We start from the raw sequence: 15,538 nt of genomic DNA, 5'->3' as shown, positions 1-15,538 counted from the left end.
GTGTTGACGAGTGGTGAAATCGGCCGCGGCACGCAGGGCGCGCTTCGGTTCCTGCAGCGCGATCCCTCGGCGCCGTTCTATTTCGAGAACAGCGTCCAGGCCTGCTTGCGTTCATTCTGGGTCATGGTGCTGGTCGCACCGCTCTATGCCCTCTACGTCATCATCTCCTATTCGGGCCTCTACGTAGCCGCGGACGAGATCGACATCGCGCTGGTGGAGGCGCTGCGCTACCTCGTGGATTGGCTGCTGTATCCGGTGCTGTTCTACGAGATCGCACGCCACCGGAGATGGCTCGATCGTTACCCGCGCTATATCGGTGCCTTGAACTGGATCAGCCTGCCGGCCATGGGGCTGCTGCTTGCCGATGCGCTGGTCGCCAACGTGACGCCGATGCCCTTTCCGATGATCTTCGATATCGCGCTGCAGGCGTTGCTCTTCTACTGGATCGCGACGACCACGCGCATGGTGCTGGGTGTCAACTGGCTCGTCGCCGGTCTGCTGCTGATCGTGAACTGGGTGCCGTCACTGTTCCTGTCACTCATCGTCAACCAGGTCCTCGGCGTTTCGACGGTCGTCGGCAGCTAGGCCGTAGCGCACTTCCATCAGGCACAAGCCGACCGGCGGCGCGGTGGGACCGGCACGTGTGCGGTCGCACGCCCGCAGCGCTTCCTCGACGTCGCGTTTGCTCCACTGGCCGCGGCCGACCAACTGCAGCGTACCGACCAGGATGCGCACCTGGTTGTGCAGGAACGAACGCGCACCGACATCGATCGCGATCTCTTCACCGTCGCGCCGGACGCTCAGCATGTCGAGCGTCTTGATCGACGAAGCTGCCTGGCAATTGATCGACCGGAAGCTGTTGAAGTCGTGACGCCCGACCAGGACCGCCGCCGCTGCCGCCATGCTGTCGGCGTCGAGCGGAACCGGGACATGCCACACCTGTCCGCGATCGAGTGCCGCCGGCGAGCGCCGATTGAGGATACGGTAACGGTAGCGGCGATAGGTTGCCGAGAAGCGGGCATGGAAATCCGGCGCGGCGATCTCGGCTGTCGGCACGACGATCGGATGAGGACGCAGATGGAAGCAGAGCGCGCCGCGGATGCTTTCCGTCGGCTGCGGCTTGACGAGGTCGAAATGCGCCACCTGCCCGCGGGCGTGGACTCCGGCGTCGGTGCGTCCGGCTCCCTGCACGTGCACCCGCTCGCCGGTGAAGGCAAAGACGGCGTCTTCAAGAGCGGCCTGGATCGAGGGGCCGGTGTCCTGGCGCTGCCAGCCGACGAACGATCCGCCGTCATACTCGACAGTGATCTTGTAACGCGGCACGGATCAGCCGGGCTTTGTCTGCGGGAACGGCACGACGGTCGGTGAGGGAAGGACCGTGCCCGCGGGCAGCGCGAAGCCGCGCAGGAAAGCGTCCGCCGCTTGCGCCGCCTTGCCGGGACGCTGCAGCCTCAGCAGGCGCAGGCCACCGCTGGCGCAGGCGACGACCGGAAATCCATCGCGGCCGACGATAAGCGTGCCGGCTGCACCGGCGGCCAGGGCCAGGCCGGCTTCGAGAACCTTGATCCGCTCCAGTCCGCCTTCTTTTGGGGCGTCGAAGAACGTGCCCGGCCAGGGATGGAAGGCCCGCACCTTGCGTTCGAGCTCCGCTGCCGGCCGCCGCCAATCGAGCAGGCCTTCTTCCTTGCCGAGCTTGTGGGCGTAGGTAACGCCTTCCTCAGGCTGCGGTACCGGCTCGAGCGTCTTGCGCATGAGGCCATCGAGCGTGGAGACGATCAGCGTCGCCCCCATCTCGGCCAGGCGATCGTGCACGGTCTGCGCCGTGTCGGCGGCGGAAATCGGCGTGCGCTCGGCCAGCAGCATCGGCCCGGTATCGAGTCCCTCATCCATGCGCATGGTCGTGACACCGGTCTCGGGGTCGCCGGCCAGCAGCGCGCGATGGATCGGTGCCGCCCCGCGCCAGCGCGGCAGGAGCGAGCCGTGGATGTTGATGCAGCCCAGCACCGGTGCTTCGAGAAAGCTCTTCGGCAGGATGTGGCCGTAGGAGACCACCACGGCGGCATCGAGATCGAGCGCCTTGAACGCCGCAGCCTCCTCCTCGTTGCGCAGGCTTTTGGGGGTGCGAACGGGCAGGCCCAGCGCGTCGGCCGTCTGATGCACGGGCGTCTTCCGCTCCTGCTGGCCCCGCCCGGCCGGTTTGGGCGCGCGCGTATAGACCGCCACCACCTCATGGCCGGCCTCGACCAGGGCCTTCAAGGCGGGAACGGCGAAAGCTGACGTACCGAGAAACGCGATCTTCATTGCCGCATCTTATAGGCAGGCGCGCTCGGGTGAGCTAGGTATCGCCCGCAATGGAGTCAGATATCCCCACGACCGGCAAGGGACCTGCCGCCAACCTTGCCGCCCGCCGCGCCGCGGGGCAGGTCCATGCCGATCCTGTCCAGGAACGCGTCGTTCAGCGTCTGCAGGCCATCTACGACCAGCTCGGGGCGGTGTCCGCGCCAGCAGCCCGGACCGGCTTCCTCGCGCGACTCGGCTTCGGCCGCACGGAAAAGCCGGCAAGCGGACCGCACGGGCTCTACATCTGGGGCCCGGTCGGCCGCGGCAAGTCGATGTTGATGGATCTCTTCTTCGCCGATGCGCCGGTCGCGCAGAAGCGGCGCGTCCATTTCCATGAATTCATGCTCGAGGTCCACGAGCGGCTGCATCGGCGACGCGAGGAACTGGCCGCCAAGGGCGCACCGCCGGAGTCGGATACGATCGTTCCGATCGCCCGGGAGATCGCACGCGAAACGCGCTTGCTCTGTTTCGACGAATTCCAGGTCACCAACATCGCCGACGCGATGATCCTCGGTCGCTTCTTCGAGACGCTGCTCGACGCGGGCGTGACGGTGATCGCAACCTCGAACCGGGCACCGGACGATCTCTACAAGAACGGGCTGCAGCGGGACCGCTTCCTGCCGTTCATCGAGCTGATCAAGAAGCGGCTCGAGATCCTGGAACTGGGCGGCGCCCAGGATTACCGCATGGGCCGCATGCGCAATCTCGATCTCTATCTGACGCCGCTGGGTGCCTGGGCGACCAAGAAGCTCGACGAGGCCTTTCGCACCCTCACCGGCGGTGCCGATGGCGAGCCGCGCGTATTGCGCACGCAGGGGCGGGATGTCGAGGTGCCGCGTGCCGCGCCGGGCGTCGCCATGGCGCACTATATCGACTGGTGCGCCAAGCCGATGGGTGCCGCCGATTTCCTCTGCATCGCCGATCATTTCCATACCGTGATCCTGGCTGAAATCCCGAAGATGGGGCCGGACAATCGGGACAAGGCGGCGCGCTTCGTCACCATGATCGACTCGTTCTACGAGCGGAAGGTGAAGTTCATCTGCTCGGCGGCGGCGGCGCCGGACAAGCTCTACGTCGAGGGCGATGGCGCGTTCGAGTTCCAGCGTACCGTGTCGCGATTGATGGAAATGCAGAGTCCCGAATATCTCGCCCTGGAGCATATCGAGTAGTTGTCACCTCGCCGGATTGTGATCGACGTCGCCGGCTGGCGCGCGATACCGTCGCGGGATCAATCCGAGGAGGCTTTGATATGGACGGCGACAACATCTCGTTCGACCAAATCGTCTCGCGGCGCCGCGCCCTGCTCGGCTCAGCGGCGTTGGGCACCACGTTCGCCCTCGCGGCCCAGCCCATCCAGGCACAGACCATGATCGTCACGCCTTCGGATGGCCTTGCCGCCGGTACGGTGCAGGTGAAGACCAAGGACGGCAAGGAGATGATGGCCTATCGGGCCATGCCGGCTTCCGGGACGGGCTTCGGCACGATCCTGGTCGTACAGGAGATCTTCGGCGTGCATGCCCACATCGCCGACATCTGCCGCCGCTTCGCCAAGGTCGGCTACTACGCCATCGCGCCGGATCTCTACTTCCGCAAGGGAGACGCCACCAAGGTCAGCGACATCCAGACCTTGATGAAGGATTTCGTGTCCCAGACGCCGGACGAGCAGGTCATGAACGACCTCGATTCGACCGCCGCCTTCGCCAAGGGCGAAGGCAAGGCGGACGCGACGAAGCTCGGCATCACCGGCTTCTGCTGGGGCGGACGCATTGCCTGGCTCTACGATGCACACAATCCGGCGATCAAGGCCGCGGTCGCCTGGTACGGACCGCTCGGCTACAAGCCGTCAGCGAATACGCCGAACAATCCGCCCGATGTGGTGAAGCAACTGCACGGGCCCGTTCTCGGCCTCTATGGCGGAGCCGATCCCGGCATCCCGCAGGAACAGGTCGAGAAGATGCGCGCCGCTCTCAAGGATTCCGGGAATCCGGCCGCGGCCAAGTCGCAGATCCACGTCTATCCGGATGCACCGCACGCTTTCAACGCAGACTACCGGCCGTCCTATCGCAAGGAAGCGGCGGAAGACGGCTGGAAGCGCTGCCTCGCCTGGTTCAAGGCGAACGGTGTAACCTGAGTGGATGGTGGAAACGCTCGACCTCAAGACCCGTTCAGGGCTCACTTTCACGATCGACTCCGCTGGCCCTGCCGGCGGCGATCTTGTTCTCCTGCTTCACGGCTTTCCGGAGTCCCGGCATAGCTGGCAGGCAGCGCTACCGGCCTTGGCGCAGGCCGGTTATCGGGCGATTGCGCCCGATCAGCGTGGCTATTCGCCAGGGGCCCGACCGGACCCAGCGGATCTGGCGAACTATGCGTTCGACAAGCTGATCGGCGATGCCATCGATATTGCCGATGCGTCCGGCGCGGCCGGCCGCCGATTCCATCTCGTCGGTCATGACTGGGGCGGACAGGTCGCCTGGGGTGTGGCCGGTCGGCATCCGGATCGGCTCGCCTCGCTCACCATCCTGTCGCGGCCGCATCCCTCGTCGTTCCGACGGGCGCTTCTGAAAGAGGACGGCGACCAGAAGCATCGCTCTCGACACCATCGCAAGTTCCTCGAACCGCAGACCGGACCCATGTTGCTCGAAGACGGTGCGCGCCGCCTCCGTCGCAACCTCGCCTCGCAAGGCGTGCCCGACGCGGCCATCGAGGAGCATCTGGGCGTCCTGGGCCATCCCGACGCACTCGAGGCGGCGCTTGCCTGGTATCGTTCGAACAAGGGATTGGCGGCCGATATCGGCGTGATCCGGGTGCCGACGCTCTATGTCTGGGGTGATGCCGATGCCACGGTCGGTCCCGATGCCGCTCATGGCACTCGGGAGTTCGTCAGCGCCGCTTATGCGATGGAAGTCCTGCCGGGCGTCGGCCATTTCGTCATGGATCAGGCCGCCGCCCGGGCCACGGATCTGATGCTGCAGCATTTCAAGCGGCATCCGATCTGATCCTCCTCCACCGGCCGGTGCGATGGAGGAGGCGACGGTGCTGGCGGTCGCTCAGGCCGCCTTCATGAGGCCAAGCTGCTGGAGTGCCGTCACGCCATCGTCGAGGCCGATCTCCTCGGCGATCAGGCCGTTCGCGACGCGCAGCACCGTGGTGCCGGTGAAGGACATCTTCCGACCGGACCGGGCGGGCAGCGACCCGAAAAGGAAATCGCTGAAGGCCGGCCCGGTGTGCGTGCCGCCGCCTTGCCAGCGGCCGACCACATAGTCTCCTTCGGCGATGAGATCCGCTGCGCCCTCGAAGCCCAGATCCGGAAAGGCTTCGCGGAAGCCGATCATGAACTGCTTCACATCTTCCCGTCCTCGCCGCGGCGCATGCAGCGAGTACTGCAACAGGATATCGGGTGCGCCGAGTTCCTCGACGATGTTCGGATTCCAGGGATTGCCCCAGAATTCCGTGAACCAGCGACCGACCACGGCCTTGTTGTCCTGTTCCTTGGACATGATGATTTCCTTCGCGATGTTGCCGTCTTGGGCCAGCCCGCGACCGGCAACAGGTCCGTCGGGCCAGGCGTATGACATAGACGGCGCCAGGTCGGGGAAATATCCGCGCCAGTCCTCGTATTCGGTGTCCCGATAATCGGCTCTCGCGGATCGGCCCGGGAAAGGCGGCCGCCTTGCCGCTTCGGCGGAATCGCGCTACCACGCGCCGCCTTCACGAATTGGAGAACTTCGCATGGCTCGCAAGAAGATCGCGCTGATCGGCGCGGGACAAATTGGCGGCACTCTCGCTTTGCTCGCCGGCCAGAAAGACCTCGGCGACATCGTGCTGTTCGACATTCCCCAGGCCGAAGGGACGGCCAAGGGCAAGGCGCTCGACATCGCCCAGCTTTCCCCGGTCGCCGGTTTCGATGCCAATTATGCGGGTTCGTCCAACTACAAGGACATCGCTGGCGCCGACGTCGTGATCGTCACGGCCGGTGTGCCGCGCAAGCCCGGCATGACGCGCGACGACCTCGTCGGCATCAACGCCAAGGTCATCAACGCCGTCGGCAAGGGCATCAAGGAGAATGCTCCTGACGCGTTTGTGATCGTCATCACCAACCCGCTCGATGCGATGGTCGGCCTCATGCAGGAAGTCACGGGCTTCCCGGCCAACCGCGTGGTCGGCATGGCGGGCGTGCTGGATTCCGCTCGGTTCCGCCTGTTCCTGGCCGAGGAGTTCAAGGTCTCGGTGCAGGATGTCACCGCCTTCGTGCTGGGCGGCCATGGCGACACGATGGTGCCGTTGATCCGCTACTCGACGGTGGCCGGCATTCCGCTGCCCGATCTGGTGAAGATGGGTTGGACCACCCAGGAGAAGCTCGACAAGATCGTCCAGCGCACCCGCGACGGCGGCGCCGAAATCGTTGGCCTGCTGGGCAATGGTTCGGCCTTCTACGCGCCGGCCGCGTCGGCGATCTCGATGGCCGAGGCCTACCTGAAGGACAAGAAGCGCGTGATCCCCTGCGCCGCGCTGCTGAATGGCGAGTACGGGGTGAAGGGCCTCTACATCGGCGTGCCGGTCGTGATCGGCAAAGGCGGCGTGGAGAAGGTCGTCGAGGTGTCGTTCAATGCCGATGAGAAGGCGATGTTCGACAAGTCGGTCGCCGCGGTGAAGTCGCTGGTCGAAGCCACCAAGAAGATCGTCGCCGCCGGCTAATTCGCAGTATATCTGCGTATTTTTGATCGGACTCCGAACGATCATCAGTCCATCGTTGCAAAGGCCCTGCGGCGCGCATACAGTGCCGCAGGTTCGAGTGAGTAGCGTTTTGCAACTCAAGTGTTGCGCACGCTTTTTGCACCGGTCCCGAACGATAGGACTCCATGAATATTCATGAATATCAGGCCAAGACCCTCTTGGCGAAGTTCGCCGTCCCCCTGCTGAAAGGGGGCGTTGCCTATACCAAGGACGAGGCGATGGATGTTGCCCGCAAACTGGGCAGCCCCGTCACCGTGGTGAAGGCGCAGATCCATGCCGGCGGCCGCGGCGCCGGCAAGTTCAAGGACGATCCCAACGGCAAGGGCGGCGTGCGCGTCGTGAAGTCGATCGAGGAGGTCGGCGCCAGCGCCGCCGCCATGCTCGGCCACGACCTCGTCACCAAGCAGACTGGTCCCGTCGGCAAGACGGTGAAGCGCCTCTATATCGAGGAAGGCTGCGACATCAAGCGCGAGCTCTATATCTCGCTGCTGGTCGATCGCGCCGTGGGCCGCATCTCCGTCGTCGCTTCGACCGAAGGCGGCATGGACATCGAGACCGTGGCGCACCAGACGCCCGAGAAGATCGTCAAGCAGGCGATCGATCCGGCCGCCGGCTATCAGGGTTATCAGGGCCGCAAGATCGCCTTCGCGCTTGGCCTCACCGGCAAGCAGGTGAACAACTTCGTCGCCCTGCTGGGCGGCCTGTACAAGGCCTTCGTCGACCTCGACTGCTCGCTGATCGAGATCAATCCGCTGGTCGTGACCGGCGCCGGCGACGTGGTCGCCCTCGATGCCAAGATGAACTTCGACGACAACGCGCTCTACCGGCACAAGGAGCTGGAGGACCTGCGCGATGTCGATGAGGAAGACCCGGCCGAGACCGAGGCCGCCAAGTACGCGCTGAACTACGTCAAGCTCGATGGCCAGATCGGCTGCATGGTGAACGGTGCCGGCCTTGCCATGGCGACCATGGACATCATCAAGCTCTACGGCTCGGCGCCGGCGAATTTCCTCGATGTCGGCGGCGGCGCTACCAAGGAGCGCGTCACGGCGGCGTTCAAGATCATCCTCAAGGATCCCAACGTCGAAGGCATCCTGGTCAACATCTTCGGCGGCATCATGCGCTGCGACGTCATCGCCGAAGGCGTGGTCGCGGCGGCCCGAGAGGTCAACCTGCACGTGCCGCTGGTCGTGCGGCTCGAGGGCACCAACGTCGATCTCGGCAAGAAGATCCTCAAGGAATCCGGGCTCAAGATCACGTCGGCTGAGAATCTCGCCGATGCGGCGGAAAAGATCGTCAAGGCGGTCAAGGAGTCGAACTAATGGCCGTCCTGGTCGACAAGAACACGAAAGTCATCTGCCAGGGCATCACCGGCGCCCAGGGTACCTTCCACAGCGAGCAGGCGATCGCCTACGGCACCAAGATGGTGGGCGGCGTGACGCCGGGCAAAGGCGGCACCACGCATCTCGACCTGCCGGTGTTCAACACCGTGGCCGAGGCGGTCGACAAGACCGGCTGCACCGCGTCGGTGATCTACGTGCCGCCGCCGTTCGCGGCCGATTCGATCCTCGAAGCCATCGACTCGGAAATCCCGCTCATCGTCTGCATCACCGAGGGCATTCCGGTGCTCGACATGGTGAAGGTGAAGCGGGCGCTGACCGGCTCCAAGTCGCGCCTGATCGGGCCCAACTGCCCGGGTGTCATCACCCCGGGCGAGTGCAAGATCGGCATCATGCCGGGCCACATCCACAAGCGCGGCAAGATCGGCATCGTCTCCCGCTCCGGCACGCTCACCTACGAGGCCGTGGCCCAGACCACGGCGGCGGGCCTCGGCCAGACGACCTGCATCGGCATCGGCGGTGACCCGGTCAACGGCACCAACTTCGTCGAGTGCCTGGAGATGCTGCTGGCCGACCCCGAGACCGAGGGCGTCATCATGATCGGCGAGATCGGCGGTGACGCCGAGGTCAAGGGCGCCGAGTTCATCAAGGCTTCCAAGACCAAGAAGCCGATCGTGGGCTTCATTGCCGGCCGTACCGCTCCGCCGGGCCGCCGCATGGGTCATGCCGGCGCCGTGATTTCGGGCGGCAACGACACGGCCGAGTTCAAGGTCGCTGCCATGCGCGCGGCTGGCATCAGGGTCGCCGATTCGCCGGCCGCCCTGGGCGAGGAAATGCTTAAGGCAATGAAGGGCTGAGTCGCTTCAGGTTCCTCTCTTCTTGATGGGAAGAGGCCAGGTGAGGGGAGGCTTCGGCCTTAGTTTCCCCTCACTCGTCCTTTCCTCTTCGGGGAGAGGAGGAAGAGGAGTTCAGATCAATGCAGGCAGAGCAGACATCCTTTCTGTTCGGCGCCAACGCGCCATTCATTGAAGAGCTTTACGCGCGGTTCCTGGAGGATCCGAATCGCGTCGACGCCGACTGGCGCACCTTCTTCGAAGCCTTGGCCGAGGAGCGCGGCGACGTGCTGGCCGAGGTGCGCGGTGCGAGCTGGGCGCCGAACGGGGCGCGCGTCATCGACGTGCCCGATACCGAGATGCCGCGTGCGGCCGCCAACCGTAACGTCAAGGGCGGCAACGGGGCCGCCGTCGCGATGCCGCTTGCCGGCCAGGGTGAGGAAGCGATCCGCGCCGCCGCGCACGACACCGCCCGCGCCCTGATGCTGATCCGAGCCTATCGTATCCGCGGCCATCTCGAGGCCGATCTGGATCCGCTCGGCCTCGTGCGCCAGGCGCCGCATCGCGAGCTCGACCCGGCCACCTACGGCTTTGGCGAGAACGACTGGGACCGTCCCATCCTGATCTTCGGCTCGCTGGCCTTGGGCGATTCGGCCACGCTGCGCCAGATCATGGACCGGCTGCGCAAGACCTATTGCGGCAAGATCGGCGTCGAGTTCATGCACATCTCCGATCCCGACCAGAAGGCGTGGATCCAGGAGCGCATCGAGCATATCGAGAACCGCACCGACTTCACGCTGGAAGGCCGGCGCGCCATCATGGAGCGCGTCGTCGAGGCCGAGGGTCTCGAGAAATATCTCGGCATCAAGTTCGTCGGCACCAAGCGGTTCGGCCTCGATGGCGGCGAATCGCTGATCCCGGGCGTCGAGCAGATCCTGAAGCGCGGCGGCCAGCTGGGCGTGAAGGAAGTCGTGATCGGCATGCCCCATCGCGGCCGCCTCAACACGCTCGTGCATGTCATGCACAAGAGCTACACGGCGCTGTTCTCCGAGTTCCAGGGCCGGCCCTCGCTGCCCGAGGAGATGCGCGGCTCGGGTGACGTGAAGTATCATCTGGGCGCCTCGGCCGACCGCGAGTTCGACGGCCATGTCATCCACCTGTCGCTGGCGCCGAACCCATCGCATCTCGAGGCGGTGAATCCGGTCGTGCTCGGCAAGGCGCGCGCCAAGCAGGATCAGCGCGGCGACACCGACCGCAGCCAGGTGATGGCGATCCTGATGCATGGCGATGCCGCGTTCGCCGGCCAGGGCCTGGTGGCGGAGAGCCTCGATCTCTCCGATCTCGGCGGCTATCGCATCGGCGGCACGATCCATCTGGTGGTCAACAACCAGATCGGCTTCACGACGCTGCCGACTTTCTCGCGTTCGGGCCCCTATTGCACCGAGGTCGCCAAGATCGTGCAGGCGCCGATCCTGCATGTGAATGGCGATCATCCGGAAGCGGTCGTCCATGCCTGCCGCATCGCCACCGAGTTCCGGCAGCGCTTCAAGCGCGACATCGTCATCGACATGTTCTGCTACCGTCGCTACGGGCACAACGAGTCGGACGAGCCGATGTTCACCCAGCCGCTGATGTACAAGAAGATCGGCGGCCACAAGACGGTGAAGCAGGTCTATGCCGAGCAGCTCGAGGCCGAGGGCGTTGTCACCGCGGCCGATGTGGCGGCGATGGACACGGCGCTGCGCGAGAAGCTCGACCAGGCGCTGGAAGCGGCCAGCCAGTACAAGCCCAACAAGGCCGATTGGCTGGAAGGGCGCTGGGCCGGGCTGACCGTCGCGCCGGGCGAAGAGGACCGCAAGGGCGTCACGGCGGTCGATATGGACAAGTTGCTGGCCGTGGGCCGCGCCATCTCCGAGCCGCCGAAGAATTTCGACCTCAACCGCAAGATCACGCGTCTCCTCCAGGAGAAGCGCAAGACCATCGATACCGGCAAGGATATCGACTGGGCCACCGGCGAGGCGCTCGCCTTCGGCACGCTGCTGGTGGAAGGCACGCCGGTGCGTCTCAGCGGCCAGGATTCCGGCCGCGGCACCTTCTCGCAGCGCCATTCGGTGCTGGTCGATCAGGCCAACGAGAACAAGTACGTGCCGCTCAACAACATCGCTCCGGACCAGGCACGCTTGGAGGTCATCGACAGCCCGCTGAGCGAGGCCGGCGTGCTCGGCTTCGAGTACGGCTACTCCTCTGCCGAGCCCAATGCGCTGGTCTTGTGGGAGGCGCAGTTCGGCGACTTCGCCAACGGCGCGCAGGTCATCATCGACCAGTTCCTGTGCTCGGGCGAAAGCAAGTGGCTGCGCATGGACGGCCTCGTGATGCTGCTGCCGCACGGCTACGAGGGGCAGGGACCCGAGCACAGCTCGGCGCGCCTCGAACGTTACCTGCAGCTCTCCGCCGAGGACAACTGGCAGGTGATCGTGCCGACGACGCCCGCCAACTACTTCCATGCCCTGCGTCGGCAGGTGCGCCGCCCGTTCCGCAAGCCGCTGATCGTGATGACGCCGAAGTCGCTGCTGCGACACAAGGAGTGCGTGTCGACACTGGCCGACTTCGGGCCGGGCTCATCGTTCCGCCGCATCCTGATCGAGACCGACCAGCTCACCGATCCGGCCAAGGTGCGTCGTGTCGTGCTGTGCAGCGGCAAGGTCTATTTCGATCTCGTCGCCGAGCGTCGCAAGCGCAAGATCGACGACATCGCCATCCTGCGCATCGAGCAGCTCTACCCGTTTCCGATCACGCGGCTGGGCACGCGGCTCAGCCTGTATCCGAACGCCGAGGTCGTCTGGTGCCAGGAGGAGCCCGAGAACGCGGGCGCCTGGCACTTCGTCGATCGCCGCATCGAGCGGGCGCTGTCGGGCATCGATGTGAAGAGCAAGCGTCCGATCTATATCGGCCGCGCCGAATCCGCGTCGCCGGCGACCGGGTCGCTGCGCACGCATCTCAAGGAACAGGCCGATCTGGTGGATCGGGCGCTCACGCTGTCCTGAAAACGGACAGCGGAGCCGCGAGCGAGGAGGGTTTAGAGACATGGCCGTCGAAATCAAGGTCCCTGCACTGGGTGAATCGGTCACCGAAGCGACCGTCGCCAAGTGGCTGGTGAAGGCGGGCGACGCGGTGGCGATAGACCAGCCGTTGTGCGAGCTGGAGACCGACAAGGTTACGGTCGAGGTCAATGCGACGGTGGCCGGAACCATGGCCGATCTGGCCGTGGCGGAAGGCGCCACCGTCCAGGTGGGCGGCGTGCTCTGCCACATCGAGGCTGGTGCCGGTGGTGCCGCGCCTGCGAAGCCGGCCGGGACTTCCGCACCTGCCGCTCCCCCGCCGCCGAAGCCCGCTCTGGCACCCGCCGCGGCGCCGCCAGCCCAAGGCGCCAACCTCGCGGCCTCGGGTCCGGCCGCGCGCAAGCTCGCCGAAGAGAAGGGCATTCTCGCCGCCGCGATCCAGCCAACCGGCAAGGAAGGCCGCGCCACCAAGGCCGACATCCTGTCGGCGCTGCAGTCCGTCTCGGCGCCGAGCGCCGCACCTGCCGCGAAGCCGGCGGTGCCGGCCGGTCCGCGCCTGCGCGCCGATCGCGAGGAGCGCGTGCGCATGACGCGTCTGCGCCGCACCATCGCCAATCGTCTCAAGGAAGCGCAGAACACGGCCGCCATGCTCACCACCTTCAACGAGGTGGACATGACCAACGTCATGGCGCTGCGCGAGCGGCTGAAGGACGATTTCGAGAAGAAGCATGGCGCCCGCCTCGGCTTCATGTCGTTCTTCGTGAAGGCCTGCATCGCCGCGCTCAAGGAGCTGCCGGCGGTCAATGCTGAGATCGAGGGCGACGAGCTCGTCTACAAGAACTACTACGATATCGGTGTTGCCGTCGGCACGCCGCAGGGCTTGGTCGTGCCGGTGCTGCGCGACGCCGATGCGCTGTCCTTCGGCGGGATCGAGAAGGGCATTGCCGATCTCGGCCGCAAGGCACGCGACGGCAAGCTGTCGATTGCCGACCTGACCGGCGGCACCTTCACCATCTCCAATGGCGGCGTCTACGGCTCGCTGATGTCGACGCCGATCCTGAACCCGCCGCAGTCCGGCATCCTCGGCATGCACAAGATCCAGCAGCGGCCAATGGTGGTCGGCGGCGAGATCAAGGTGCGGCCGATGATGTACCTCGCCCTGTCATACGATCATCGCATCATCGACGGCCGCGAGGCGGTGCTGTTCCTGGTGCGCGTGAAGGAATGCATCGAGGATCCCGAGCGGCTGCTGCTCGGGGTCTGAGGCACTTGTGTTGCCTCGCGCTCGGTGTCATCCCGAGCGAAGCGAGGGATCCTTGTTCGGGCGCGGCGAAAGATCCCTCGCCACGCTCGGGATGACAGCGAGAGTGGATCAGGCAGTGTAGCGCCATGGCAAACGAAACCTTTGATCTCGTCGTGATCGGTGCCGGTCCGGGCGGCTATGTGGCGGCGATCCGCGCGGCGCAGCTCGGCATGAAGGTCGCGGTGATCGAGAAGCGCGCGACCCTGGGCGGCACTTGCCTCAACGTGGGTTGCATCCCGTCCAAGGCCCTGCTGCAATCCTCGCATCTGTTCGAACAGGCCGGGCACGATCTCGCCGTGCATGGCATCCAGCTTGCCCCCCCCAAGCTCGACTTCGCCCAGCTCATGAAGCGCAAGGCGGATGTCGTCGAGGCGACCACCAAGGGCGTCGCCTTCCTGTTCAAGAAGAACAAGATCGCCTGGTTCACCGGTACCGGCCGCATCGAGAAGGCGGGCTCGGTCGCCGTGCTGGGCGCCGATGGCGCCGTGACCGAGACGCTGTCGACCCGCAACGTCCTGATCGCCTCCGGTTCCGAAGTGATGCCGCTGCCGGGTGTCACCGTCGACGAGAAGAAGATCGTCTCCTCGACCGGCGCGCTGGAACTCGGCGAAGTGCCGAAGCGCCTGGTCGTGGTGGGCGGCGGCATCATCGGCCTCGAGCTGGGGTCGGTGTGGCGCCGGCTGGGCGCCGACGTGACGGTGGTCGAATTCCTCGACCGCATCGTGCCCGGCGTCGACGACGAGGTGACCAAGCACTTCCAGCGGGCGCTGGCGAAGCAGGGGCTGAAGTTCAAGCTCGGTTCCAAGGTGACTAAGGCCGAGACGACCGCGAGCGGCGTCACGTTGACGATCGAGCCGGCCAAGGGCGGCGCGGCCGAGACGCTCGAGGCCGATGTCGTGCTGGTGTCGATCGGACGGCGGCCGTGCGTCGAAGGACTTGGCCTCGACAAGGCCGGCGTGAAGCTGACCGCCCGTGGCCGCATCGAGGTCGACGCGCATTTCCAGACTTCGGTTCCCGGCATCTATGCGATCGGCGACGTGATTGACGGGCCGATGCTTGCGCACAAAGCGAGCGAAGACGGTGTCGCCTGTGTCGAGACTCTGGCTGGCCAGAAGGGCCATGTGAACTGGGACCTGGTGCCGTCGATCATCTACACCCAGCCCGAGGTGGCGTGGGTGGGCAAGACCGAGGAGCAGCTCAAGGCCGCCGGCATCGCCTACAAGATCGGCAAGTATCCTTTCACCGCCGATCCGCGCAGCCGCGCCAACGGCGCCACCGAGGGCTTCGTGAAGGTGCTGGCCGACAAGGCCACGGACCAGGTGCTGGGCGTGCACATCATCGGCGCCGAGGCCGGCACCATGATTGCCGAGGCGGCACTGGCCATGGAGTTCTCGGCCTCCGCCGAGGATATCGGCCGCGTCTGCCACGCCCATCCCACGGTCAACGAGGCGATGAAGGAGGCGGCGCTGGCCGCCTGGGACAAGCCGATCCACCTCTGACCGAACAGGGCGCTCCGTCCACAGCAGGGCAAGAGCGGCGGCAGAAGTTCGTATGTGATGGCTCTCGGCCGCCGAGGAACCTTGACGGCGCGCGGGCATTGGCTTCGGCTGGGATGAACGCGATCCAGGAGCCCGCATGCGCAAGCCGTTGATGGCGCTGGCGATCATCGCCTGTCTGATCATGTCCGTGGTCGGCGGCCTGCTGCCGATCCTGCAGGGCTGGATCTTCTTCGTCCTCGCGCTCTATCTGTTCGCAACCGAATTCGATGCCGGCCGGCACTACGTGAAGGCGGCGCGACGGCGCTGGCCGCTTCTCTCGCGCTGGATCGTGAAGGCACGCAACCATCGCTGGGCGCCGCGCCATCTGCACGAGTTCGAGGACCTCACCGATCCGGACAAATGATCGCGCTGGGGGCGTGCCACTCCAGTG

General features: G+C 65.7%; 14 protein-coding genes. 11 read left to right on the top strand and 3 right to left on the bottom strand.

Going from position 1 to position 15,538, the window contains the following annotated elements:
* Positions 1 to 585 (top strand): hypothetical protein, encoded by a 585-nt coding sequence (locus B5D62_RS11760; RefSeq protein WP_085934052.1) that lies wholly within the window; start codon positions 1 to 3, stop codon positions 583 to 585.
* On the opposite strand, the gene truA is transcribed toward B5D62_RS11760, so the two are convergent.
* Together truA and fmt are read right to left on the bottom strand one after the other, a co-directional pair.
* Complete coding sequence (truA, locus tag B5D62_RS11755) at positions 535 to 1,323, bottom strand: tRNA pseudouridine(38-40) synthase TruA (protein ID WP_085934051.1); 789 nt, start codon at positions 1,321 to 1,323, stop codon at positions 535 to 537. The two genes, B5D62_RS11760 and truA, sit on opposite strands and share 51 nt — an antisense overlap.
* Positions 1,324 to 1,326: 3 nt before the next feature.
* Positions 1,327 to 2,301, bottom strand: a complete 975-nt coding sequence (gene fmt / locus B5D62_RS11750) for a methionyl-tRNA formyltransferase (RefSeq protein WP_085934050.1) — start codon at positions 2,299 to 2,301, stop codon at positions 1,327 to 1,329.
* A gap of 50 nt (positions 2,302 to 2,351) precedes the next feature.
* On the opposite strand from fmt, the gene zapE reads away from it, so the two are divergent.
* The 3 genes from zapE to B5D62_RS11735 all read left to right on the top strand — a co-directional run bounded on the left by zapE (position 2,352) and on the right by B5D62_RS11735 (position 5,336).
* Positions 2,352 to 3,509 carry a cell division protein ZapE gene (gene zapE / locus B5D62_RS11745; protein WP_085934049.1) on the top strand — a complete coding sequence of 386 codons (1,158 nt, stop codon included), beginning with the start codon at positions 2,352 to 2,354 and terminating at the stop codon, positions 3,507 to 3,509.
* 80 nt (positions 3,510 to 3,589) lie between these two features.
* Complete coding sequence (locus B5D62_RS11740) at positions 3,590 to 4,471, top strand: dienelactone hydrolase family protein (RefSeq protein WP_085934048.1); 882 nt, start codon at positions 3,590 to 3,592, stop codon at positions 4,469 to 4,471.
* Between the two features lie 4 nt (positions 4,472 to 4,475).
* A complete protein-coding gene (locus B5D62_RS11735) occupies positions 4,476 to 5,336 on the top strand; it encodes an alpha/beta fold hydrolase (protein ID WP_085934047.1) in 861 nt (286 codons plus the stop codon).
* A 51-nt stretch (positions 5,337 to 5,387) separates the two neighbouring features.
* On the opposite strand, the gene B5D62_RS11730 is transcribed toward B5D62_RS11735, so the two are convergent.
* Positions 5,388 to 5,837 carry an ester cyclase gene (locus tag B5D62_RS11730; RefSeq protein ID WP_085934731.1) on the bottom strand — a complete coding sequence of 150 codons (450 nt, stop codon included), beginning with the start codon at positions 5,835 to 5,837 and terminating at the stop codon, positions 5,388 to 5,390.
* Between the two features lie 232 nt (positions 5,838 to 6,069).
* On the opposite strand from B5D62_RS11730, the gene mdh reads away from it, so the two are divergent.
* The 7 genes from mdh to B5D62_RS11695 all read left to right on the top strand — a co-directional run bounded on the left by mdh (position 6,070) and on the right by B5D62_RS11695 (position 15,511).
* Positions 6,070 to 7,035, top strand: a complete 966-nt coding sequence (mdh, locus tag B5D62_RS11725) for a malate dehydrogenase (RefSeq protein ID WP_085934046.1) — start codon at positions 6,070 to 6,072, stop codon at positions 7,033 to 7,035.
* A gap of 164 nt (positions 7,036 to 7,199) precedes the next feature.
* Complete coding sequence (gene sucC / locus B5D62_RS11720) at positions 7,200 to 8,396, top strand: ADP-forming succinate--CoA ligase subunit beta (RefSeq protein WP_085934045.1); 1,197 nt, start codon at positions 7,200 to 7,202, stop codon at positions 8,394 to 8,396.
* The gene (sucD, locus tag B5D62_RS11715; protein WP_085934044.1) at positions 8,396 to 9,271 is read left to right on the top strand and encodes a succinate--CoA ligase subunit alpha; all 876 of its coding nucleotides are present in this window, start codon (positions 8,396 to 8,398) and stop codon (positions 9,269 to 9,271) included. The genes sucC and sucD overlap by 1 nt, the downstream gene beginning before the upstream one ends.
* 119 nt (positions 9,272 to 9,390) lie before the next feature.
* Positions 9,391 to 12,291: a 2-oxoglutarate dehydrogenase E1 component gene (locus B5D62_RS11710; protein WP_085934043.1), complete on the top strand. Its 2,901-nt coding sequence runs from the start codon at positions 9,391 to 9,393 to the stop codon at positions 12,289 to 12,291.
* A 40-nt stretch (positions 12,292 to 12,331) separates the two neighbouring features.
* Complete coding sequence (gene odhB, locus B5D62_RS11705) at positions 12,332 to 13,570, top strand: 2-oxoglutarate dehydrogenase complex dihydrolipoyllysine-residue succinyltransferase (RefSeq protein ID WP_085934042.1); 1,239 nt, start codon at positions 12,332 to 12,334, stop codon at positions 13,568 to 13,570.
* A 125-nt stretch (positions 13,571 to 13,695) separates the two neighbouring features.
* A complete protein-coding gene (gene lpdA / locus B5D62_RS11700) occupies positions 13,696 to 15,108 on the top strand; it encodes a dihydrolipoyl dehydrogenase (RefSeq protein WP_085934041.1) in 1,413 nt (470 codons plus the stop codon).
* A 136-nt stretch (positions 15,109 to 15,244) separates the two neighbouring features.
* Positions 15,245 to 15,511, top strand: coding sequence for a hypothetical protein (locus tag B5D62_RS11695; RefSeq protein WP_085934040.1), 267 nt, complete (start codon positions 15,245 to 15,247; stop codon positions 15,509 to 15,511).
* Positions 15,512 to 15,538 lie beyond the last annotated feature (27 nt).

The sequence above is a fragment of the Enhydrobacter aerosaccus genome (genome assembly GCF_900167455.1).
GTDB lineage: Bacteria > Pseudomonadota > Alphaproteobacteria > Reyranellales > Reyranellaceae > Reyranella > Reyranella aerosaccus.
Note: the sequence above shows the minus strand (reverse complement) of the source record. Positions and strands in the feature narration are given on the sequence as shown.

Bases quoted from the DNA above. Each gene is read 5' to 3' on its own strand.
- B5D62_RS11740 (WP_085934048.1), top strand. From the start codon at position 3,590: ATGGACGGCGACAACATCTCGTTCGACCAAATCGTCTCGCGGCGCCGC.
- mdh (WP_085934046.1), top strand. From the start codon at position 6,070: ATGGCTCGCAAGAAGATCGCGCTGATCGGCGCGGGACAAATTGGCGGC.
- B5D62_RS11710 (WP_085934043.1), top strand. From the start codon at position 9,391: ATGCAGGCAGAGCAGACATCCTTTCTGTTCGGCGCCAACGCGCCATTC.
- odhB (WP_085934042.1), top strand. From the start codon at position 12,332: ATGGCCGTCGAAATCAAGGTCCCTGCACTGGGTGAATCGGTCACCGAA.
- sucC (WP_085934045.1), top strand. From the start codon at position 7,200: ATGAATATTCATGAATATCAGGCCAAGACCCTCTTGGCGAAGTTCGCC.
- zapE (WP_085934049.1), top strand. From the start codon at position 2,352: ATGGAGTCAGATATCCCCACGACCGGCAAGGGACCTGCCGCCAACCTT.
- B5D62_RS11735 (WP_085934047.1), top strand. From the start codon at position 4,476: ATGGTGGAAACGCTCGACCTCAAGACCCGTTCAGGGCTCACTTTCACG.
- fmt (WP_085934050.1), bottom strand. From the start codon at position 2,301: ATGAAGATCGCGTTTCTCGGTACGTCAGCTTTCGCCGTTCCCGCCTTG.
- lpdA (WP_085934041.1), top strand. From the start codon at position 13,696: ATGGCAAACGAAACCTTTGATCTCGTCGTGATCGGTGCCGGTCCGGGC.
- sucD (WP_085934044.1), top strand. From the start codon at position 8,396: ATGGCCGTCCTGGTCGACAAGAACACGAAAGTCATCTGCCAGGGCATC.
- B5D62_RS11695 (WP_085934040.1), top strand. From the start codon at position 15,245: ATGCGCAAGCCGTTGATGGCGCTGGCGATCATCGCCTGTCTGATCATG.
- B5D62_RS11730 (WP_085934731.1), bottom strand. From the start codon at position 5,837: ATGTCCAAGGAACAGGACAACAAGGCCGTGGTCGGTCGCTGGTTCACG.